22 protein-coding genes, 5 tRNA genes and 1 other RNA gene are annotated in these 19,971 nt (G+C 41.9%); 9 read left to right on the top strand and 19 right to left on the bottom strand.

Features of this window, described 5'->3' with window-relative positions:
• Window positions 1-93: 93 nt before the first annotated feature.
• From H8706_RS10235 to H8706_RS10180, 12 genes are all read right to left on the bottom strand, one after another.
• On the bottom strand, window positions 94-429 hold the full coding sequence (locus H8706_RS10235; RefSeq protein ID WP_262432541.1) for a hypothetical protein: 336 nt from the start codon (window positions 427-429) through the stop codon (window positions 94-96).
• Window positions 430-446: 17 nt separating this feature from the next.
• Window positions 447-830 carry a beta-sandwich lipoprotein gene (locus H8706_RS10230; protein ID WP_262432540.1) on the bottom strand — a complete coding sequence of 128 codons (384 nt, stop codon included), beginning with the start codon at window positions 828-830 and terminating at the stop codon, window positions 447-449.
• Between the two features lie 243 nt (window positions 831-1,073).
• Window positions 1,074-2,930 carry a DUF927 domain-containing protein gene (locus H8706_RS10225; protein WP_262432539.1) on the bottom strand — a complete coding sequence of 619 codons (1,857 nt, stop codon included), beginning with the start codon at window positions 2,928-2,930 and terminating at the stop codon, window positions 1,074-1,076.
• The gene (locus H8706_RS10220) at window positions 2,869-3,462 is read right to left on the bottom strand and encodes a CHC2 zinc finger domain-containing protein (RefSeq protein WP_262432538.1); all 594 of its coding nucleotides are present in this window, start codon (window positions 3,460-3,462) and stop codon (window positions 2,869-2,871) included. The genes H8706_RS10225 and H8706_RS10220 overlap by 62 nt, the downstream gene beginning before the upstream one ends.
• A 1-nt stretch (window position 3,463) precedes the next feature.
• A complete protein-coding gene (locus H8706_RS10215) occupies window positions 3,464-3,919 on the bottom strand; it encodes an ERCC4 domain-containing protein (RefSeq protein ID WP_262432537.1) in 456 nt (151 codons plus the stop codon).
• A gap of 15 nt (window positions 3,920-3,934) precedes the next feature.
• The gene (locus H8706_RS10210) at window positions 3,935-4,336 is read right to left on the bottom strand and encodes a single-stranded DNA-binding protein (RefSeq protein WP_262432536.1); all 402 of its coding nucleotides are present in this window, start codon (window positions 4,334-4,336) and stop codon (window positions 3,935-3,937) included.
• A complete protein-coding gene (locus H8706_RS10205; protein ID WP_262432535.1) occupies window positions 4,323-5,096 on the bottom strand; it encodes a PD-(D/E)XK nuclease-like domain-containing protein in 774 nt (257 codons plus the stop codon). Before H8706_RS10205 ends, H8706_RS10210 begins: the two co-directional genes overlap by 14 nt.
• Window positions 5,090-6,523 carry an AAA family ATPase gene (locus H8706_RS10200; RefSeq protein WP_262432534.1) on the bottom strand — a complete coding sequence of 478 codons (1,434 nt, stop codon included), beginning with the start codon at window positions 6,521-6,523 and terminating at the stop codon, window positions 5,090-5,092. The genes H8706_RS10205 and H8706_RS10200 overlap by 7 nt, the downstream gene beginning before the upstream one ends.
• A complete protein-coding gene (locus H8706_RS10195; RefSeq protein WP_262432533.1) occupies window positions 6,498-7,031 on the bottom strand; it encodes a hypothetical protein in 534 nt (177 codons plus the stop codon). Before H8706_RS10195 ends, H8706_RS10200 begins: the two co-directional genes overlap by 26 nt.
• Before the next feature lie 265 nt (window positions 7,032-7,296).
• Window positions 7,297-7,518 (bottom strand): hypothetical protein, encoded by a 222-nt coding sequence (locus tag H8706_RS10190; protein WP_262432532.1) that lies wholly within the window; start codon window positions 7,516-7,518, stop codon window positions 7,297-7,299.
• A 15-nt stretch (window positions 7,519-7,533) separates the two neighbouring features.
• Window positions 7,534-7,758: a helix-turn-helix domain-containing protein gene (locus H8706_RS10185; RefSeq protein WP_262432531.1), complete on the bottom strand. Its 225-nt coding sequence runs from the start codon at window positions 7,756-7,758 to the stop codon at window positions 7,534-7,536.
• A 241-nt stretch (window positions 7,759-7,999) separates the two neighbouring features.
• Window positions 8,000-8,206 carry a helix-turn-helix domain-containing protein gene (locus tag H8706_RS10180; RefSeq protein WP_262432530.1) on the bottom strand — a complete coding sequence of 69 codons (207 nt, stop codon included), beginning with the start codon at window positions 8,204-8,206 and terminating at the stop codon, window positions 8,000-8,002.
• 382 nt (window positions 8,207-8,588) lie between these two features.
• On the opposite strand from H8706_RS10180, the gene H8706_RS10175 reads away from it, so the two are divergent.
• The 5 genes from H8706_RS10175 to H8706_RS10155 all read left to right on the top strand — a co-directional run bounded on the left by H8706_RS10175 (window position 8,589) and on the right by H8706_RS10155 (window position 11,853).
• Window positions 8,589-8,939 carry a helix-turn-helix domain-containing protein gene (locus H8706_RS10175; RefSeq protein WP_262432529.1) on the top strand — a complete coding sequence of 117 codons (351 nt, stop codon included), beginning with the start codon at window positions 8,589-8,591 and terminating at the stop codon, window positions 8,937-8,939.
• A 6-nt stretch (window positions 8,940-8,945) separates the two neighbouring features.
• Entirely contained in the window at window positions 8,946-9,368 is a 423-nt protein-coding gene (locus H8706_RS10170; RefSeq protein ID WP_262432528.1) for an ImmA/IrrE family metallo-endopeptidase, read from the top strand.
• Window positions 9,369-9,392: 24 nt separating this feature from the next.
• Window positions 9,393-10,442 (top strand): type I restriction endonuclease, encoded by a 1,050-nt coding sequence (locus H8706_RS10165; RefSeq protein ID WP_262432527.1) that lies wholly within the window; start codon window positions 9,393-9,395, stop codon window positions 10,440-10,442.
• A gap of 23 nt (window positions 10,443-10,465) precedes the next feature.
• Window positions 10,466-10,675 (top strand): hypothetical protein, encoded by a 210-nt coding sequence (locus H8706_RS10160; protein WP_262432526.1) that lies wholly within the window; start codon window positions 10,466-10,468, stop codon window positions 10,673-10,675.
• A gap of 149 nt (window positions 10,676-10,824) precedes the next feature.
• A complete protein-coding gene (locus H8706_RS10155; protein ID WP_262432525.1) occupies window positions 10,825-11,853 on the top strand; it encodes a tyrosine-type recombinase/integrase in 1,029 nt (342 codons plus the stop codon).
• Between the two features lie 333 nt (window positions 11,854-12,186).
• Here H8706_RS10155 and H8706_RS10150 read toward each other — a convergent pair whose 3' ends face one another.
• The 6 genes from H8706_RS10150 to H8706_RS10125 all read right to left on the bottom strand — a co-directional run bounded on the left by H8706_RS10150 (window position 12,187) and on the right by H8706_RS10125 (window position 15,043).
• Window positions 12,187-14,313: a serpin family protein gene (locus H8706_RS10150; protein WP_262432524.1), complete on the bottom strand. Its 2,127-nt coding sequence runs from the start codon at window positions 14,311-14,313 to the stop codon at window positions 12,187-12,189.
• 220 nt (window positions 14,314-14,533) lie between these two features.
• Window positions 14,534-14,609: transfer RNA gene (locus H8706_RS10145), tRNA-Lys, on the bottom strand.
• Window positions 14,610-14,631: 22 nt separating this feature from the next.
• A tRNA-Gln gene (locus tag H8706_RS10140) sits at window positions 14,632-14,708 on the bottom strand.
• 15 nt (window positions 14,709-14,723) lie between these two features.
• Window positions 14,724-14,800 (bottom strand) — tRNA-His (locus H8706_RS10135).
• 24 nt (window positions 14,801-14,824) lie between these two features.
• Window positions 14,825-14,901 (bottom strand) — tRNA-Arg (locus tag H8706_RS10130).
• Between the two features lie 67 nt (window positions 14,902-14,968).
• Window positions 14,969-15,043: transfer RNA gene (locus H8706_RS10125), tRNA-Gly, on the bottom strand.
• A gap of 407 nt (window positions 15,044-15,450) precedes the next feature.
• Between H8706_RS10125 and rplS the strand changes: the two genes are divergently transcribed.
• From rplS to hemW, 4 genes are all read left to right on the top strand, one after another.
• Window positions 15,451-15,795, top strand: coding sequence for a 50S ribosomal protein L19 (gene rplS, locus H8706_RS10120; RefSeq protein WP_178347103.1), 345 nt, complete (start codon window positions 15,451-15,453; stop codon window positions 15,793-15,795).
• A 102-nt stretch (window positions 15,796-15,897) separates the two neighbouring features.
• Window positions 15,898-16,482: a signal peptidase I gene (lepB, locus tag H8706_RS10115; protein WP_262432523.1), complete on the top strand. Its 585-nt coding sequence runs from the start codon at window positions 15,898-15,900 to the stop codon at window positions 16,480-16,482.
• 138 nt (window positions 16,483-16,620) lie between these two features.
• Window positions 16,621-18,426, top strand: coding sequence for a translation elongation factor 4 (gene lepA, locus H8706_RS10110; protein WP_178347105.1), 1,806 nt, complete (start codon window positions 16,621-16,623; stop codon window positions 18,424-18,426).
• A complete protein-coding gene (hemW, locus tag H8706_RS10105; RefSeq protein ID WP_262432522.1) occupies window positions 18,426-19,553 on the top strand; it encodes a radical SAM family heme chaperone HemW in 1,128 nt (375 codons plus the stop codon). Before lepA ends, hemW begins: the two co-directional genes overlap by 1 nt.
• 66 nt (window positions 19,554-19,619) lie before the next feature.
• Here the strand turns inward: hemW and rnpB are convergent.
• Window positions 19,620-19,965: RNase P RNA component class A (gene rnpB, locus H8706_RS10100), an RNA gene on the bottom strand.
• Window positions 19,966-19,971: the final 6 nt, after the last annotated feature.

The raw sequence follows: 19,971 nt of genomic DNA, 5'->3' as shown, positions 1-19,971 counted from the left end.
CCGTGCTCATCTATATAGTAAAATCCTGTTACTATCGGTTCTGTTTCGTCTTGCACAAAAATACCTTTTACCATATATAGATTTTTATTAAATTCACTCATTTTTGTCTACCTCCGCAAGCCAATATTCTTTTTCACATTCAGAACAACATTTATTTCCAACACTGCACTTCCCTCCAAAGCTTATAGGACAAATGTCTATTACCCCATTGCACGTTCTTACTTTCGGAAACATCTTCAAAAGCCTATCCTGCCTTGTTTCAACAGGGTGTTCTTTGCACCATTTGAGGATTATTTCGTTGGCTTTGTCGGGTTCTTCTGCTATCAGCGCACTACACTTCAGAAACAGAGGGCAATCATCACAATCATCATAAAATTTGCACATCCTTGCATAATCAAATATCGTTGCTTTTTCGTTTACCTTATCCATTATTATCGCTCCTTTTCTTACGGTCTTGCTTCAACGGCGGGCAAAACTTCTGTATGCCAGTAAAGTTTGTAGTGATAAGGGTCCGTATGTGTGCCGGTTATGTCCTCAACCGCATACATCGTATAGCTATTGAGATACACATAATTCTTTTTATATTCGTTCGGACCGGTCTTAACCGTAATAACAAGTTCATTTGTGTTGTTGTTCGATATACTCATATAACCTTCAGCTTCAAGAATAATGTTATCCGTTCGGGCGTTATAAACCGTAATTTTACGTTCACATTCAAAATAGTCAGCCTGTTTCGATATGTTGTAATTAACCTTGTCAACCTCACTGCAACCCACTAAAGAAACCATAGTAACAATTAAAATCATTAACGATATAAATTTTTTATTCATCTTTCTTCCTCCAATTTTTTAATTATTCAAATCCGTAACACTTTGTACCACCTGTGTAACCTCATTTGTAACACCCAAAAAACCTTTTGTAATGCGGTTGTAACACCCGTACCACCTATTTTTGAATTTTCTCTATATATAGCAAACATATACTCAATTTTTACATTCGGGGTATATATAGTGTTTTGTATATATATGTATATCATTTTGCGTGTTACAGGTGTTACAAAGGGTACACCCTTATTAGTACGGAATGTCAATATTTCCCATAATATCAGGGCTTTCGTCCATTTTCGCGTTCTTTAAAAAAACGCACCTTGTAACACGTCCCAAAATTCTTTTAAGCTTCGTGGTCTTGTTTTTCTCGCAGGTTATGATGTCGTTTTGCTTCGCCCAAGATAAAAATGCAGTCGCGTTATATCCCTCATTCTGCATAATTTTATCAAACTGGCTCTTTATTATGTAAGTGTATTCGCCGTCCATCACACCCCAAATTTCGGGCATTTTTTCGTTATGTACGGCAGCGTAAAGCGTTTCGCTGGTTATGAATTTCGAGGTGTTTATCGCCACAAAATCATACAGAAACGCCAGAGCCCTCTCATTTGCCGAAACATCCTTTTTGGTAGATAAAAACGGCTCAATATCGGTAAGTTTAAGCTTTTGCCCGTCTTTAAAAATCCACTCGTCAATAAGTTGGTCGGCGGTTAATATAATGCTTGCCGCCAAAGCCTGCTTTTCCGTTGTTTCGCCGTTCGCCACAAGCTCAAAAATACACTTTTGCAAATCCTTTGCATATTTCATATTGTCGGGTTCGGACAGTGTTTCAATAAACTCACGCCCTGCAAACCCGTAGTTTAACTTGATTGTTTCCGCAACACGTACCGGGTCGTCAAACAGTTTTATATCCTTGCAATCAAGCTGAATAATTCTGTTTACAGCACCTCCGCCGGAGTTGTCGTTGCTTATCGGCATTTCGCCCGTTGTTAATATACAGTTGTGCCATTCACCGCTTTTTTGCACGCCACCCGTTTTTTGCCCTCTCGATTTTCCACTTCCTTCCGAAAGCATATAGATGATGTTGTCAAAATTTTTCTTGTCCTTGACAATCTGTAATTCGTCCATAATAAGGGGTAGACTGTTTACAAACGACGCCTGAAGTTCCTGTGCCACCGATGTAGCATTAAATGTATGCGCAAAACGTCCTATTTTCGGATTTCCCCAAACAGATGCGGCAAGCATAAGTCCGACGGTTTTACCCGTTTCCGTACCGCCCCAAAGGTGAACGAAAAACGGCATACCTCCGCAGGGATGCACCAAAACCGACGAGAACGAAGCCGCCAAAAGAAGTCTTGCATACACACTGCCTTTTCGTATTTTGAGTGCAAGTTCAAGCCACTTATCATAACTTCCGCACTCGGTGACGCTTTCAAAAAAGTGTCTGAACGTGTTCTCACCATCAAAAACGAGGTTGTCCACATACGGCGAAAATCCGTAGTCATCTATCCACCCAAGACGGGAAACCGCGTTTACTTCTTCAATTTCGCGGTAATTAAGCGCCTCAATGTCGGTAAGATACTGCACAAGATATTTTGCATTTTCGCTGTTTACCGCAACGCCGAAACCTGCAAGGTTTGTAATGGAATTTTTGCTCGCAAGCGTGGTTTTGTCAACGATAATTTCGCGCCACCGTCCGCCCTTTGAAAACGCAAGTTTCAGTTTTTCAAGTCCCGTGTCTATGTTAACAAGTCTTTGCACCGGCATAATAGGGTGCGAGCAGGCAACAACCTCAAATCCGAATTTGTCGGTCGTGGTAACTCCGAAATCGTCTGCCGTCCAGCGTCCGCATCTAAGCTCCGCAGGCTGATTTGTAAATTCTGTCACGCTCTCGCCCTCGACACCGCTTTCAAGATTTGCCATTTCCATATACGCCTTTAACAAGGCTACAAAGTTAAGCACCTTTACCGACTTTGCTTTTTCCTGCATAACGCTTGTAAGCTGCTTAAATTTCAACTTGTTATCTCTAAACTGCCATAACCATTCAAACGGCTTTGTGCCGGTCAGAAAATCCTCTTTTGTATAATTCGGCACTTTCTCGTTCAAGATTTTCCACCTCGCTTTCATAATATGAAATTTCAAATTCGTATAAATCGATTTCGTGCAGGCTCCGCACATATATTTCGTTTATGTCCGCATTGCTTTTCGGTATGTTTTCGCGCCTTTTTCTTTCCGCCTTACATAAAAGCGAATATGCAATGTCAATAACTTCTTTAAGGCGGACAATGCGGTTTTTCAATTCGTTTCTCTTTGCAATTTCTTTACTGCGTTTGACATTTTCTCTCAAGGTAAGATTTTTACCACCCTGTAAATTAAGGTTAAATTCATAATTTATCCTTGCAATCGCCTGTTTAAAATCAATTCCGCAATATTTCATAACAAAGGTTACCACGTCACCGCTTTCACCGCATCCGAAGCAGTGATAACGGGTTCCGTTTTTGTAAATCTTAAACGACGGTGTTTTCTCGTTGTGAAAAGGGCAGCATACCGCACCGCCCTTTTCGATTTTAAATCCGTACTTCGCCAAAAGTTCGCTCATTTTTACGTTTTCTTTTATTCTGCCTAATATATCAGTCATATCAAACACCTAAAATCTCAACAATTTTCGCGCCTGTTTCGCGTTTTTCGCAAAACACGTAATCAATACCGTATTTGTCCTTAATCGTGCTTAAAACCTTGAATAAACGCTCGCCGTCCCACGCATAGGGAGTTTTGTCAAGGCGCGGATTATACCAGCTTTTCACGTCGTCAAGGCTCTTTATACCAAAACCGTGCTCGCACAGAATAATGATTTTAATTCCCATATCCTGCGCACGTTTTAACTCGGCGCAAAATCTTTTGTGTCCTTGGCATACGTTTGTGTAAATTTCAGATAAATTCTGTTTTCTGTCGATAATAAGCCTCGGATTGTCAAGGTTCATATAGTCGCCCACATAAAGCTTTGACGGATAATGTTTAATACCGCACCTGTCAAAATGCGCAATTATCTGTTTAACGGCTCTTTGTTTCTCGCGCGTATCAATTTGTATCGTCATCTATGCGCACCCCCCCTAAAACGGCAAATCATCAGCATTTTCGGGGAAGCCTATATCACCCTGCGGCGCAAATGATGTGTTGTCCGATGCAGACGAACCGCCCCTTTTCTCGCTTGTAAAAAATACGCTGTCGGCGATAACCTCCATACCGTAGCGCGTGGTACCGTCCTCGTCCCACTTTTTCGACTGAAGCTTTCCCGTTATACCTATCCATTGACCTTTTGCAAAATATTTCTCCAAAAATTCCGCAGTCTTGCCGAATGAAACACAGTTTATGAAGTCCGCCTCATAATCGCCCGACTTGCTTTTAAATTTCCTCTGCACCGCAACCGAAAAGCGTGCAAAAGAATTGCCCCCGTCGTATTGTTTAAGCTCAACATCCTTTGTGAGCCGTCCTACCAAATTAACAGTATTCATCAGCCAAATCCTCCGATTTCTTCGCTTCCGTAAGAATTTTTGTCGCCTTGCACGCGTTGCACCTTTCGCATCGGCGAGGCTCGATAAATCCATTTTTTACCGCGTCGTAATATGTAATTTTTTCTTTAAAACGGTTTAATTCAAAGTCCAGCGCACTCTGCGATATTTCTATAATGTCAATGTCGGGAACGCCCTCTTTAGTAGCGGCCGCAAGATAAAACGGCAAAGTTTTTCCCGTGTTCTGTCTTACAATTTCCTGATACACCGCGCCCTGCAAATCGTAGCGCCACGCCTCAAACCATAAGAGTTTTCCCTGTCCCTCTTTGTATACGGGCGCAAAGTCTTTCATAATTTTCAAGTCTACAATCTTGTCGGGCAGGTAAGAGTCAATCTTTATTTTAACGGGAACACCCTCAATTTCGCCCGTCATAATAACCTGCTTTTTGCCCGACATATATTGCATAAAAAGCTTGTCCCGCTCAATGTGCGATATAATTTCATTCGCGTGCACATACTGCGATAACAGTTCGCCGTTTTTCTTAAATATCTGCGGGTTTTTCGCCTTGAATATGTCAAGCGTCCCCTCAAAATGCGCGTCAACGTATGAACCCACAAGCATTGACACCGTTTGTTCGCGTTTGTATTCGCCCTTAATTTCAGCAAGCGCACCGAATTCGCACTCTTCAAACGCCTTGAACTGCGACACGCCCATATATTTTAACTGATTTTCGGTTGAGAAATAATTTTCATTCGTTAACATAAATATTTAATCTCCATTTCGTTATCGTTTGTGGTTCGCGCCGCTATAAACTGCAAGCCCTTGCCGGCACATTTTTCATACAGTCTTTTCCTGTTTTCGTCAGATAGTTTTTCCGCTCCGTCAATGAGTATAATCTGCAATGAATTGGGTTTTGAAAGGGCAACGTCAACGCAGAGGTCAAGCTGCTCTCCCTCGGACAAATTCGACACCGGCAAACCGTTTATAAGGGGAATACCGTCCTTTACCGTCAGCCCCTCAACAGGAATTGTAGCCGTCTGCAAAATTTCGCCCGGAAGCGTTCTCGCAAGCTCAATTTTCGCCGTAAGACTGTCGGACTGTTTTTTAAGCTCGTCCGTTTCGCTACGGAGCTGAACAATTCTCCTGTAATCGCTTATGTGGCTTTTCATCGCGTCAGCCTCGTTTATTTCATCTTCAAGTTCGGTTGTGTCGGCAACGGTTTTTGACGCATATTCATTTGCGATGCGCGTGTCGGCGTCAAGCTTTGCAACACTCTCGGAAAACCTGCTTTCTATGAGCGCTTTTTTGTCGGCAAGCTTTGTTTCAAGACCGCCGAGTTTTTCCTCCGAGGCTCTGATTTCAGCTTTCATTCGCTCAATGCCCGATAAAAGGCTTGTGCGCTCGTCGTTTATAGCTTTTTCCTCCCGCGATATTGCAATTTCCTTTTCTGCCTCAATACCGCGCATTTTTCCGTTGTAACCGTCGAGAAAAGTCTTTGCACGTGTGATTTTGCCGTTTTCCGCATTTATTTCCGCAAGCTTTTTGTAAGCACCGCTCAAATCGTAATTTTCCCAGTAATCAGCGTCGTAGTTTTCGGGGATGTCTTTTGCAAGGTCCTCAATAAATGCAAGCTTGTTGCGCATATCGCGGTTGATGTTCTGCCGTCTTTGGAAGTAATCGCCCTTTTCCGACTGAATGTCGCTCAAAACCTGCAAAATGTTCTGTTCGTAGTTTACATTTTCGGGAATTTCGCCGAATTTTTCTTTTATCCAGTTTAAATCCCAGTCAAATTCTATAAGGTCGAGTATAACCCTGTTTTGTTCGTTTTTCGTCATCTGCGTAAATGCCACAGGGTCAATCTGAAGCGGTGTAAAAAGCTTTTGCAAAAAGCTTTCGGGCGAGTTTATCTCTTTCCAGTTTTCCTTTACAGACTTGTAGTCGGCTTGTCCGCTTCTCTTTTTGCGGTTTATGTAAAGCCCGGTGTCGGTTTCAATAAGTATTTCGCCCTCGTTTTCGCCTTTTTTGAGAATGTAATCTCTGTTCGACGAATTTGTGAGCGCATATCTTACCGCATCGATTACCGAGGTTTTACCCACACCGTTTGTACCTGTAATTTCAATGCTCTTTCCGTCAAGCTCCGTTTCGGATATCCCGAATAAGTTCCTAATCTTGATTTTCGTTGTTTTCATTGTTTACCTCACCTTTATTTTTATTTTGATTTTCTTTTACAGCGCACGCCTCACAAAGTGCGCGCCCGTATTTTTTACTTGTGTATGCGCTCATCTGTTCGGCGGTCATCGAGTGTGCCGGAGCAATCTCACCTCCGCAGTCCGCGCAGTAATATTTTTTTGCGCTTACATTTCTCGGCAAAACGTCCTTAATGCGGAGCGCGTCGTAAATTTTGCCGAACGCCTTAACCTGCTCAATATGAATTGTTATCCGTTTTCCGACCATTTTTTCGGTAAGTTTTGAGTGAAAAAGTTTCGCCAGTACCTTTTTGTTGGTCGGGTTGACAATCATAGGTTTGAAATCTTCCTCAAAATACATCACCGCGCACGCCTCGGATTTGCCGTTTGTAACAACTTCTTCCTCGCGGAAGTTTTTTATCGTTACAGTTATTTCTTTAACGTCCAAGTCGTATAAATCGTATGCCCCTATGTAGTTCGGGTTTTTACCCATAAGCATTATATCAGCCATTTTTACTTGCTCCTTGAAAATTTAATATATTGTACAGCTTATGCTTTTTGCAGAACAAAGCCGACGAAACAAACTGTTTAAACCGTGCCGAATGTTTGCCAAGAGGGTGTATGCATAGATACAGCGCTGTTTGCCAAAACGCCGTATTTTGTATGATTTTATGACAAAGAACGCGATGGAGTAAACGTCCTTTTAGTGCACGGATCCGCAAAGTGCGTGCCGTTTTTATCACGGTTTAAAAATTCCCCTCTTGACAAATTGAGATTTACCAAGTATAATAGTTGTAGTTTATCTTATCTTTATTTTTATCTTGCCGTTGCTTGACAACGGCTCTTTTTTTGCGCATTTTCAGTATCTGCACCAAGCCGATGAGCGCCGAAAACGCCAGTGCGTTAAAAACCGCCTGTAAAAACGTCGCGTTTCCGCACTCGTATCCGCCCAGCGAACCTATAACCAAAACGCCGAGTATCATTTGTATGTACGTCATTTTTTAAACTCCTTTCTACTGCGCGTAACCCGAATACGGAAAATATTCGGCAAGCTTTTCACGCGGTACTTTTAAAACATCAAGTATTTTGTAACCCTCGTCAATCGTAAAGCACTTGCTTCCGTGAAATCTTGTCGTTAAATATGTCTGCGATTTTCCGAGCACCGCACTGATGTCATTTTGCGTTATGCCTTGAACAAACATATCCCGGCGCAAAAGCGCGTATTTCATCTTTTCCATTCGTTTCACCTTCTTTCTGAATTATGTTGATTTTGGTAACCTCGTTGATTTTTATGTTATTAACTTCATAAAAATTAAAACAATAATTAAGAAAACAATTACAGTAGTTAAAATCGATATTGTAGTTACCGCCACTGCGTGCCAGTATTTGTGCAAATACTTCTCGCGCAGTGTTTCACTTTCCATTAGTTTTTTTCTCATTCCAATCACCTCACAATCAATTTCCTTGCGTTTACGTAAGTCAATGTGCAAAAAAAATATTATCCCTTTCTTCAGCTGACAAATCAAGTGTATCGGTAATTTTTTTTATTTCAAATCTTGAAAAATCGCCATTTCGTGATATTTTCCGATAAAATGTAGCTTCGCAGATACCCAATTCATTACAAAGCTTTATTGTAGATATACCTTTTTCTATTATTTTTGCCTTGAGTAAATTTTGATTAAACAATGTCCGCACCTCTTTTCTTGCGTTTTCGTAAGTTAAATATAACATAATTTTTCTGTCTTGTCAATACTTTTTTGCAAGTTTTTTATATATTTCTTAAAAAAACACTTGCTTTTTTGCAAGTTTTGTTTTACAATACTATTTGTAGTTAAGGGAGCGGCGGTTGTTTCCGACACCTACCGAAAAGGGGGGTGTGACTATGGAAGAAGTTATTTGTTTTACATTACTTATAACGATAATTATTCTTTACATAAAGAAATAACCGCCTACTCTGCATAGTAGACGGTTTACTTAAATAAACGGTTTATTTGCGGAAACAACTATTGTTGCTCCCTTTCTACATTTATATTAGCACATTTTCGACAGTATGTCAAGAGGTGATTTTATGGATATAAATGAAAAAATTAAAAACAGACGAATTGAATTAGGTCTTACTATGCTTGAAGTAGCAAAAAAAGTCGGGGTTAGTGAGGCAACCGTTTCCCGCTGGGAGAGCGGTGACATAGCAAATATGCGCCGTGATAAAATTGTACTCCTTGCCAATGCACTCCAAGTACCGCCTTCGTTTATTATGGACTTGGAAGAAGATGAACCGAAACCTGTTGACCTTGACAAAGAACTCGAAGGCGTACGGTTCGCACTCTATACAGAAACAGAAGAGCTTACTGATGACGACAAGCAGGCGGTATTGGATTTTGTGAGATTTTTGAAATCCAAAAATAAAAAAGAGGAGTGAGTACATATGACAAATGAAAAACTCCTTGAACTTGCCAAAGAAAAAGAAATAGATGTTCAAGAATTTAATTCTATGCCCTTAAAAGGGTTAGCGGTGCGTACCGACGACGATATTCACCATATTGCAATAAATAAAAGTATGTGCAAAAATTCAATAGATGAAAAAGAAACACTCGCACACGAAATCGGACATTGCGAAACAGGTTCGCTCTATTGCTCAACCGAATCATATTGCATACGTGAGAAGTGCGAGGAAAATGCCAAACGCTGGACCATAAACACACTTATTCCGTTTGATAGGCTTTTATCAGCCGTAAAAAGCGGGTATACAGAGTGTTGGGAAATCGCCGATAAACTCGACGTCACTTGCCAACTCGTTCAGCAGGCATTTGAATATTATATAAATATATGCGGTTATGCGATTGAATAAAATTTCTAAAAAGGAGTTAGAAAAATGTTTGAAGAAAAAATAAAATCATTTATTGGTCGAATTGAAGATTTAAAAGAGAATATTAAAACGGAAGAAGCAACAAAAACGTCACTCATAATGCCGTTTTTCTCAATGCTCGGATATGATGTGTTTAATCCTATGGAGTTTGTGCCGGAATACATAGCCGACGTAGGAATTAAGAAGGGTGAAAAGGTTGATTATGCGATTATACTCGATAATGAACCTACTATCCTTATAGAAGCAAAAAGCATAACCGAAACATTAGACAAGCACGATTCACAACTCTTTAGATATTTCGGAACGTCAAACGCAAAATTTGCAATCTTGACAAACGGTGTTATATACAAATTTTACACCGACCTTGAAGAAACAAATAAAATGGATACTACACCGTTTTTGACTGTTGACCTTTTGAATTTGCGTGACAGCGATATTGCAGAACTGAAAAAATTCTCAAAAGAAAATTTTGACAAAAATAATATATTAAACAGTGCATCGGAGTTAAAATACTGCGGATTGATTAAAGCATTTTTAAAAAGGGAGTTTACAACTCCTTCTGATGAGTTTACAAGGCTTATTTTATCATCTGATATTTACGAAGGACGGCTCTTGCAAAACGTTGTTGACAAGTTTAAACCGCTTGTTAAGAAGTCGATTTCTGCGTATATAAATGAGATTGTAAATGACAAGATTAAAACGGCGCTTAATAGCGAAACACCAGCCGAAGAGGAAACCGAGGAAATTACCGGAATAGAACCAGCTGACGAAATTATAACGACGGCGGAAGAGTTGCAGTCATTCTATATTATAAAATCAATATTGGGCAATGATATTGAATTAAATCGAATTACATATAAAGACACGGTAAGTTATTTTTCTGTTTTAATTGATAATAAGGTTACTCGTTGGGTTTGTCGCATATACCTCAAAGAACACACTAAATATCTTATTATCCCAAATGGTGATAAACAAGAGAAGTATAATATAGATAAAATATCGGATATTTACAATCTATCCGAGCAACTAAAAACAAGAGCATCTGCGTTAGTTTGATAAAATGAATTGAGGTGTAGAATATGAAATTCGGATTGAGAACACCGTCGCTGAAACGTTCATTAAAGGCAAGAACAACCGGCAGAGCAAAACGTGCAGTGAAAAAGGCTCTAATCCCCGGATACGGTAAAAAGGGGATGGGGTGGATAAAAAACCCTAAAAAGGCCGCATACAACAAAGTTTATAATAAAACTTCTTTCGGTATTGGAGATTTGTTTAAATTGTTTAAATAACACAATAAAAATATCCCCTTCCGCAGTTGCAGCTGCAAAAAGGGATTGAAGATGAATATAGGCACAAAACCTATACTACACATACAAGTATAGTTTATCATATTGCGCCTTTATTTGTCAATAAAAAAATAAAGGGTGATGTATAAATTATGTTAACCAAACGAAAAGACGGCCGATATGTAAAGACTGTCACAATAAACGGCAGAAAAATATATTTTTATTCCGCCGAGGTTACACAAAGAAAAGCCGAAAAAGACATTGAACGCCAAATGCTGGAATATAAAGAGCAGGAAGAAAAAGGAAAACCGTTTTCCGCCGTTGCCGACGAATGGGACACACAGTACCGCAAAAAGGTGTCTGATATAAATTATCGGAAAAACACCTCGGCAGCATATGAACGCGTTGCTGATTGGTTCGGAAAAATGCCGATAAAATCCATATCGGTTGCAGAAGTCAATGTTTTTATAAATTCGCTTATAGCAAAAGGATATTACAAAAAGACGATTGCAAATCACAAAAGCATATTAAATATGATTTTTCAGTATGCCGTTCTTAACAGATACGTTGACGCAAACCCGACTGTGGAAATAAGACTTCCGGCAAACTTGCCTAAAAAAGAGAGGGAAATGCCGTCAACATCGGAGATAAAAACAGTAGACGCACATTGTAAAGGTTTTGACTTTCTCCCGTATTTTTTACTGTATACAGGACTTCGTATATCAGAGGCGCTGGCATTAAGCTATGAAGATATAAATTTTAAAGATAAGATTATTACAATAAATAAACATCTTCTGCACGACGGCAACCGCCCCGTTATAGAAAACCGCACAAAAACCGAAAACAGTAAAAGAACGGTTGTATTGCTCGACCGCCTTGCAAAGAAAATTCCGAAAAATAAAAGCGGACTTGTTTTCTGCAACGACGACGGCTCACCTCTTACAAAACGTCAGCTTTCTTGCAGGTGGAAAAATTATCAAAATAAATATAATGTGCACCTAACCGCCCACCAGCTCCGTCACGCATACGCGACAATGCTGTTTGAGGCAGGTGTCGACATCAAAGATGCGCAGGAACTTATGGGGCATTCCGATATAAACCTTACGCGTCAAATATATACCCATATCAGAGAAACGAGAAAAGAAGAAACTCGTAAAAAACTAAATGACTTTCAATTTTAGTTGTCAAAATGTTGTCGGAATTTAATTTTTGTGCTATATATAAGTAAATTTGTCAGGTTCAAGTCCTGTCACTCCGACCATAGATAAAATCCTCCTATGTGTTTTTATTATTGACTGACAGGTCAATCTTATTATAACGCATAGAAGGATTTTTGTTCATCGGTTAACCTTTTTTGAACCACGCGACTATCGCGTGGTTTTCTTTATACAAAAACACGCATACCGCCTTAAAAAGTGATATGCGTGTTTTTTAGCAACTCCGCTTGACAGTCTGTTGATGTTACTGTTTTACCAATGACCGGAAAAAGCCGTCTTTTTTCATTTTACAAATTTTTATTCTGCGAACGAATACTGTCCGATAAACAATATTTCTCCCGAATTTGTATCGAGAATAACATAGCTGAAAGGTGTATCAAGGAAGAAATCAATCGGTTCTTCAACGGGCGCAAGGCTTGTCACGCCGACCGCAATTCCCGTCGCGGCGGCCGCCTCGGTGCCTTTCTCGTCAACCTTGATATACGTTTTATGGATTGTGTCGGTCACGCAAATATTGCCGTCTATCATTTTCGACAAATCCGCGCCGTTGGTAAATGCCGTTTTAATGCCCAAATCCATCAGCATTTTATTGAGCGGCGTTTCAAATTTAAGCTCAAATTTCGGCATTTTCAAATTTAGTTTCTGCACCGGTGTTGTGCCGTCCGACGCATTTTTCGCGATTTCGCTTAAATTTTTGCCGTGTCCGTCGCCTTTCACAACCACCATACAGAGGTTCGACGCGCTCTGTGTGCCGACTCCGCTTTCCGCGTTATACGAATACATTTTATACGGCAAAACCGCCGCCTCAACGCCGTTTTCCGTATAATAACGGAATTTTTCGGTGTTGTTCATAAAATCAATCTCGGTTTTTTTGCCGTTCAAATCGGTAAACGTATCTTTTGCCGTTCGGCTTGCGGGAAACTCGTTCTGCCAGCCTGCTTTAAAATAAATCGCATTGGCGAGAAATGCCGAGTATTCGTTGCTTTTTGCAAGCGTCGGGATTTTACCTTTCGTTTTCTCGTTAACCCAGTCGTTCACCGCCGAAACCGCGTTTTTGTCGGTCACTTTCATAGGCTCTGCGCCGTAATAATTTTTAAGCGTATTTGTGTAATCCTCTTTAAATTCACCCTCCGCGCGGTCGGTGTTGAGGAAAATTGAATTTGCAATGTCAAGCGTGAAATTTTGGTCTGTTGTGAGGGTGTCGGCAAGCTTTTTGTTGTATTCGTTAAAGCTGTCAACGCCCGAAATTCCAAGCGCATTCACGATTTCGTCTTTCGTTTCGCCGTCCGCGCCGTTCAAAAGAAGCCCCAGCGCAAGCTTTATGCTGACCGGCGAGAACATATAATTTTTGTCTGCCGGCATTTTTGCGTTAAGCTCGTCGGCAAACGACGACTGCACTTTTTTGTATAAATTTATGCCGTCATCGGTGGAATATCCCGTAAAATCGGCAAAAGTGTTGCTTGTGATGTAAACTTCGCCGTCGATAATTTCAGCATTCACCGTGCTTCGTGACGCGTTAAAACGGTACTGATGAAGTCCTGTTCTGTTCTGATATTCTTTGCCGTTCACCAAAAGCGTAATCGGGAAAGACGAGGTGTAAAAACCGGCGCGCGCAAGAGATGCCCACTCTTCGTTTTTCGCGTCTTTAAGCGGAAACTTTGCATTTTCGTCATATGTAACGGTAAGAATTTTGTCCTCGTTGTTCCACTCGTATTTCGCGTTTATCGCGTTAAGCGTTTTCACAAGCGGAATATACGCGGTGTTTTGCCAGCCGCTGCGGTAGATTTTTCCGTCAACGTCAAGCTCTCCGCCGTCGAAAATAACCGAACCGTTTCTAACCGTTCCCATAGAATAGAAGTCCGTTTTTTCTTTTTCGAGAGTACCGCCCTTGGTGGACGAAACTTTGCCGATGTCGGTATCCTCGGCGAACGTGTCGGACGTAAACGAAATTTTGAGCGTGCGCGCATTTTCGTCCCACGCAACGTCATATCCGCATTTCGCCATTTCTTCGGCAACAATCACCGTTCTGCCCCCGATGTTGTAACTTTCAATCACATTCCCGTTGAGCTTTGTCACAATGTCGGTCGTGTAGTAACTGCCAACCGCGTCGCCGGGTTTGCCGTCGATTTTTTCAACAACGTCCCCTGCCGCCGCCTGGAGCGACACAAAATCGAAACCTTTGTCGGTTATGTCGAGCAGACGTTCGTTTTCATACCAGTAAACGTCAAACGCATAGTGCCAGTTTAAAATTTCGGCGTCAATAACCGTTTTTCCGCCTATGTTGTACGACGTAATCGGCGCACCTTTTACATATGTAACGATGTCCGTCGCATATATATCCCCTGCCTTTTCGCCGATTGCAAACGCGCAGACCGACGATAAAACGAGCGTCAGCGCAGTGAATACCGCAATAAATTTTTTCATTTTAAAACCTCCCTTTAATGTTTAGACGTTTCAAGTGCCGAAAAAGTTCCAAATTTTGTTTATATTTTTGCGCAAGGTTGGCAATGAGCCGTAAATAAGCGCGTTTACAAGCGGACGGACGAGCCGATCGTGCCTTTTTGCGGAAAAGGAGGAATGACGGAGCGTTATGAGGATTTTTTATGAAATAAAAAAGTCGGAACAAGTTTTGCTTGTTCCGACTTGGTGAGCCATCGGAGATTCGAACTCCGGACACCTTGATTAAAAGTCAAGTGCTCTGCCGACTGAGCTAATGGCCCGTATTAAATTTTTAAAAATAAATGGCTGGGCTGGCTGGACTCGAACCAACGAAATGCCAGAATCAAAATCTGGTGCCTTACCGACTTGGCTACAGCCCAATACATAAAAGTAAATGGGGTGGGTAATCGGATTCGAACCGATGGCCTCTAGAGCCACAATCTAGCGCTCTAACCAGCTGAGCTATACCCACCATACCTTTTGGTAAAAGCTTTAGTGGCGCGCCTGGAGAGATTCGAACTCCCGACCCACTGCTTAGAAGGCAGTTGCTCTATCCGACTGAGCTACAGGCGCATACTGTGCCAAGGAATCAAACCCCAACTTAAAAATATTGAACTTATCAACCAAACCGTTTTAAAAATGGAGCGGGTGATGGGAATCGAACCCACACAACCAGCTTGGAAGGCTGGGATTCTAGCCGTTGAACTACACCCGCATATCATTTTTTGTAGTCAAATAGCCGACCAATATATAATACCAAAAATTTCAAAGCTTGTCAATAGTTTTTTAAAAATAAATTCAAAAAACATCAAACTTACGAAACAAAGCGGCTTTGTCAGCCGACTTTTAAGATTATATCAATTTTTTCGCCGTTTGTCAACAGTTTTTTTGAAAATTTTTCAAATTTATTTCCAACATTATAAACTGCCGAAGCAAAAGGCTTTTTTTGCGTCGGCACTTTTTATTATGAACAAAAATTTGCAAAAAAATTAAAAAAACACTTGCAATGTTCATTATTTTGTGATAAAATATTTTGGTAAAACGGACGGTCCTCTGTCAAGCTTTGCATTTTTTGCGTATTTTCTTGCACGAACGTCTTGGAAAGGAAGGAGGATATTTCAAGTGGATATTCTTAACAGCATCACACAAGGTCAGATCAGAAACGACCTTCCGCAGCTTAATGTCGGCGACACAATTAAAGTTCACGTTAAGGTTACAGAAGGAAACCGTGAAAGAATTCAGATTTTTGAAGGTACAATCATCTGCAAAAAACACGGCGGTATTTCCGAAACTTTCACAGTAAGACGTGTTTCTTACGGCGTAGGCGTTGAAAGAACGTTCCCCGTTAACTCGCCCAAGATTGCAAAAATCGAGGTTGTAAGAAGCGGTAAGGTTAGAAGAGCGAAGCTTTACTACATCAGAGAAAGAGTCGGTAAGGCAGCAAAAGTTAAAGAAAAAATCAAATAATAATTTTGATTGCGTAAACATATGCTATGGCTTTCCGGCTCGGTTTGTCATAGCATTTTATGCATTATGCGCAAATTTTTACAAATTTAGGAGGTAATTCGTTTGGATAATGAAAATGTAACAGCTGTTCCCGAGGAGGAAGTACCTCCTGCAAAAAATTCGTGGCAGAAAGAAACGGTGGATTGGATTGTGTCGATTGCAATAGCAGTGGTTCTTGCGTTCATTATAAAAGCGTTTCTTTTCACGCTCGTAAACGTGAGCGGAACGTCTATGACGCCGACGCTTGCCGACCGCGACAAGCTTTTTGTAACAAAGCTTATGTATAAACCGACAGTCGGCGATATTGTAATTTTAAAACCGCCCGCAGATACAAGCAAGCACTACGTTAAAAGAGTTATCGCAACTGCCGGTATGACGGTTGATATTGACCCCGTAACGCACGACGTTTCGGTTGACGGCGAAGTTCTCGACGAGCCGTATATTACGGGAAAAACCACCGAAATCGGTCACGCTCTCACCTATCCGTACACGGTGAAAGAGGGCGAGGTTTTCGTTTTGGGCGACAACAGAAACCCCGGCGGCAGTTTGGACAGCAGAGCTATCGGACCCATTCCCGAAAAAAATGTTGACGGAAAGGTTGTTTTCAGGCTTCTGCCCCTTTCAAGCTTCGGCAGTGTATATAAATAATAACTAATTTATTAAAGACGGTTTTAGCCGTCTTTATTTTTTATAAAAATGTTGCTCAACGAAAAAATATGTGTTATAATAACTATGATTATGATTTTATCTGTTTTAATTTAACTTGCAAAAGGAGTAACAAAAAATATGCCCACAAATCAGGACAATATCAGAAATTTCTGCATAATTGCGCATATAGACCACGGCAAATCAACTCTTGCCGACCGAATATTGGAATATACGGGCTCGCTTACAAAGCGCGAAATGCAAGACCAGATTTTGGATAATATGGAGCTTGAGCGCGAAAAGGGAATTACAATAAAAGCGCGCGCGGTAAAGCTTTTATACAAGGCAAAAGACGGCAACGAATACACACTCAATCTTATCGACACACCGGGACACGTCGACTTCAACTACGAAGTTTCGCGCAGTCTTGCGGCGTGCGAGGGCGCGGTTTTGATAGTTGACGCGGCGCAGGGCGTGGAGGCGCAGACGCTTGCGAATACCTATCTTGCAATAGACCACGACCTTGAAATTGTGCCGGTTATAAACAAAATCGACCTGCCGAGCGCACGTCCCGACGCGGTGAAAGCCGAAATTGAGGACGTTATGGGCTTGGACGCCGAGGACGCACCGCTTATCTCGGCAAAAAACGGCATCGGCATTGAGGACGTTTTGGAGGCGGTCGTTACGAAAATGCCTCCCCCGTCGGGCGACGAAAACGCACCGCTCAAGGCGCTTATTTTCGACTCGTATTACGATTCGTACAAAGGAATTATCGTGTATGTCCGCCTGCGCGACGGCAAAATCAAGCCGGGCGACAAGATTAAGTTTATGTCCACCTCGTCGTGCTTTGATGTTGTAGAAACGGGTTACCTCTCCCCTCTCGGCTTAAATCCGTCAAAATCGCTCTCCGCGGGCGAGGTCGGATATATTGCGGCAAGCATTAAAAACGTGCGCGACGCACGCGTGGGCGACACCATAACGCTTGCGGAAAACGGCGCAAAAGAACCGCTTCCCGGCTACAAAAAGGTTAATCCTATGGTGTTTTCGGGTATATATCCTGCCGACAGCGCAAAATATCCCGACCTCCGCGACGCACTGGAAAAACTTCAGCTCAACGACGCGTCGCTGACATTTGAACCAGAAACCTCGCTTGCACTCGGATTTGGTTTCAGATGCGGATTTTTGGGGCTTTTGCATATGGAAATTATCCAGGAAAGACTGGAGCGCGAGTATAATCTCGACCTTGTGACCACCGCGCCGAGTGTTATTTACAAAATCACCAAAACCGACGGCGAAACGCTGGATATTTCAAACCCGACAAATCTTCCTCCCCAGCAGGAAATCGAATATATGGAGGAACCGATTGTCAAAGCGTCGATAATGGTGCCTACGGAATTTATCGGCAATATTATGGAACTTTGCCAGGAAAGACGCGGAATTTATCACGATATGCAGTATATCGACGATACGCGCGTGAGCCTCAACTACACGCTTCCGCTCAACGAAATCATTTACGACTTTTTTGACGCGCTAAAATCGCGCACACGCGGTTATGCGTCGTTTGACTACGAGCTTACGGGTTATCAGAAATCCGACCTTGTAAAGCTTGATATTATGCTCAACGGCTCGGTTGTGGACGCGCTCTCATTTATCGTCCATTCGTCAAAAGCATATTCGCGCGGACGCAAAATTGCCGAAAAACTTAAAGAATCCATTCCGCGCCAGCTGTTTGAAGTGCCGATACAGGCGGCAATCGGCAATAAAATTATCGCGCGCGAAACGGTTAAGGCAATGCGTAAGGACGTTTTGGCGAAGTGCTACGGCGGTGACATTACGCGAAAGAAAAAACTGCTTGAAAAGCAGAAGGAAGGAAAAAAACGTATGCGTCAGGTCGGCTCGGTAGAAGTTCCGCAGGACGCATTTATGGCGGTTTTGAAGATAGACTGATGGATAAAAATTTTAGGTCGGTTTACGTTCATATTCCGTTTTGCGCAAAAAAATGCCGTTACTGCGCATTTAATTCGTATGCGGACAAATTTCCCCTTGCAGACAGCTATTTCGATGCGGTGTCACGGCAAATATCCGCACTTGAAAAAGATAAAACCGACACCGTGTATATCGGAGGAGGCACTCCGTCGGCGGTGGACAAAAAATATATCGTCAATGTATTGGACGAAATTTATTCGCATTTTGACGTGCAGAAAAATGCCGAAATTACGGTTGAGGCAAACCCCAAATCGGCAAGTTACGAAACCATATCGGCATATGCAGAAAAAAACGTCAATCGAATAAGCATAGGCGCGCAGTCGTTTAATCAAAACGAGCTTTCGGCAATCGGCAGAATTCACACCGCAAAAGACGTTGAAAATGCCGTCAAAACCGCACATTTATGCGGAATTGACAACGTGAATATCGACATTATGTACGCAATTCCGCACCAGACAAGGGAAAGTCTTGCGGAAACGCTGAAAAGGGCGGTGTCGCTCGATATTTCGCACATTTCGCTCTACGGCTTGGCGGTTGAGGACGGCACACCGCTCGCAAGCGACGTTGAAAACGGGGTTTTTGTGCCGTTTTCCGACGACGAATATGCGCATCAATACGAGTATATCTGCGATTTTCTGCGCGAAAACGGGTTTGTGCATTACGAAATTTCAAACTTTGCGCGCAGTGAAAACTTTTTGTCGCGCCACAATTTAAAATACTGGCACGGCGGTGAATATTACGGAATAGGCGCCGGTGCGTCGGGATATATAAACGGCGAAAGATACACAAATGAAGCAAAAATTGAGGATTATATCGCCTCGCCTTTTGCAAAATCGGACGTTGAAAAAATCGGCAAAAACGGCAGAATGAGCGAATATATGATACTCAATCTGCGCCTTTTGCAAAGCGGAATTGACGAGGAAGAGTTTAGAGAAAAATTCGGAATTGATATGTTTTCGGTTTTCGGAGAAAAGCTTGACTTTCACCTAAACACAACAAAAATGCTTGAGAAAAAGGGCAAAAAAATTGTGCTTTCAAAGGAAGCGTACTATGTCTGCAACGCGGTGATGTGCGATTTTCTTATTTAATGTAAAAATAAAAAACGCCTGTGCAGCGGATTTTATTCCTTGTGCAAAGGCGTTTATTTTTATTTAAAAATGAGTAATCCTGTAAGCCGGGTTCTGTCGTGAATAGTCATCTATCTACGCCTGCCATCTCTGACACGCTCCAGCCACCTCTATCGGAGAATATCGGGCAAATATTTTCTCCTTTACACGGTGTTGCATCGGGTGGGGTTTACACGCCCGATTGATTTCCCAATCTGCGGTGAGCTCTTACCTCGCCTTTTCACCCTTACCGAAAAATTTCGGCGGTTCTTTTCTGTTGCACTTTCCTTAAAGTCGCCTTCACCGGGAACTACCCGGCACCCTGCCCTGCGATGCCCGGACTTTCCTCATATACAGCCTTTCGGCTTGTATCTGCGACTATTCGGATTACTCATATTTT

This window comes from Qingrenia yutianensis, from assembly GCF_014385105.1.
In the GTDB taxonomy this organism is placed as follows: domain Bacteria; phylum Bacillota; class Clostridia; order UMGS1810; family UMGS1810; genus Qingrenia; species Qingrenia yutianensis.
The sequence above is the reverse complement of the archived record's forward strand: the minus strand, read 5'-3'. Positions and strand labels throughout refer to the sequence as shown.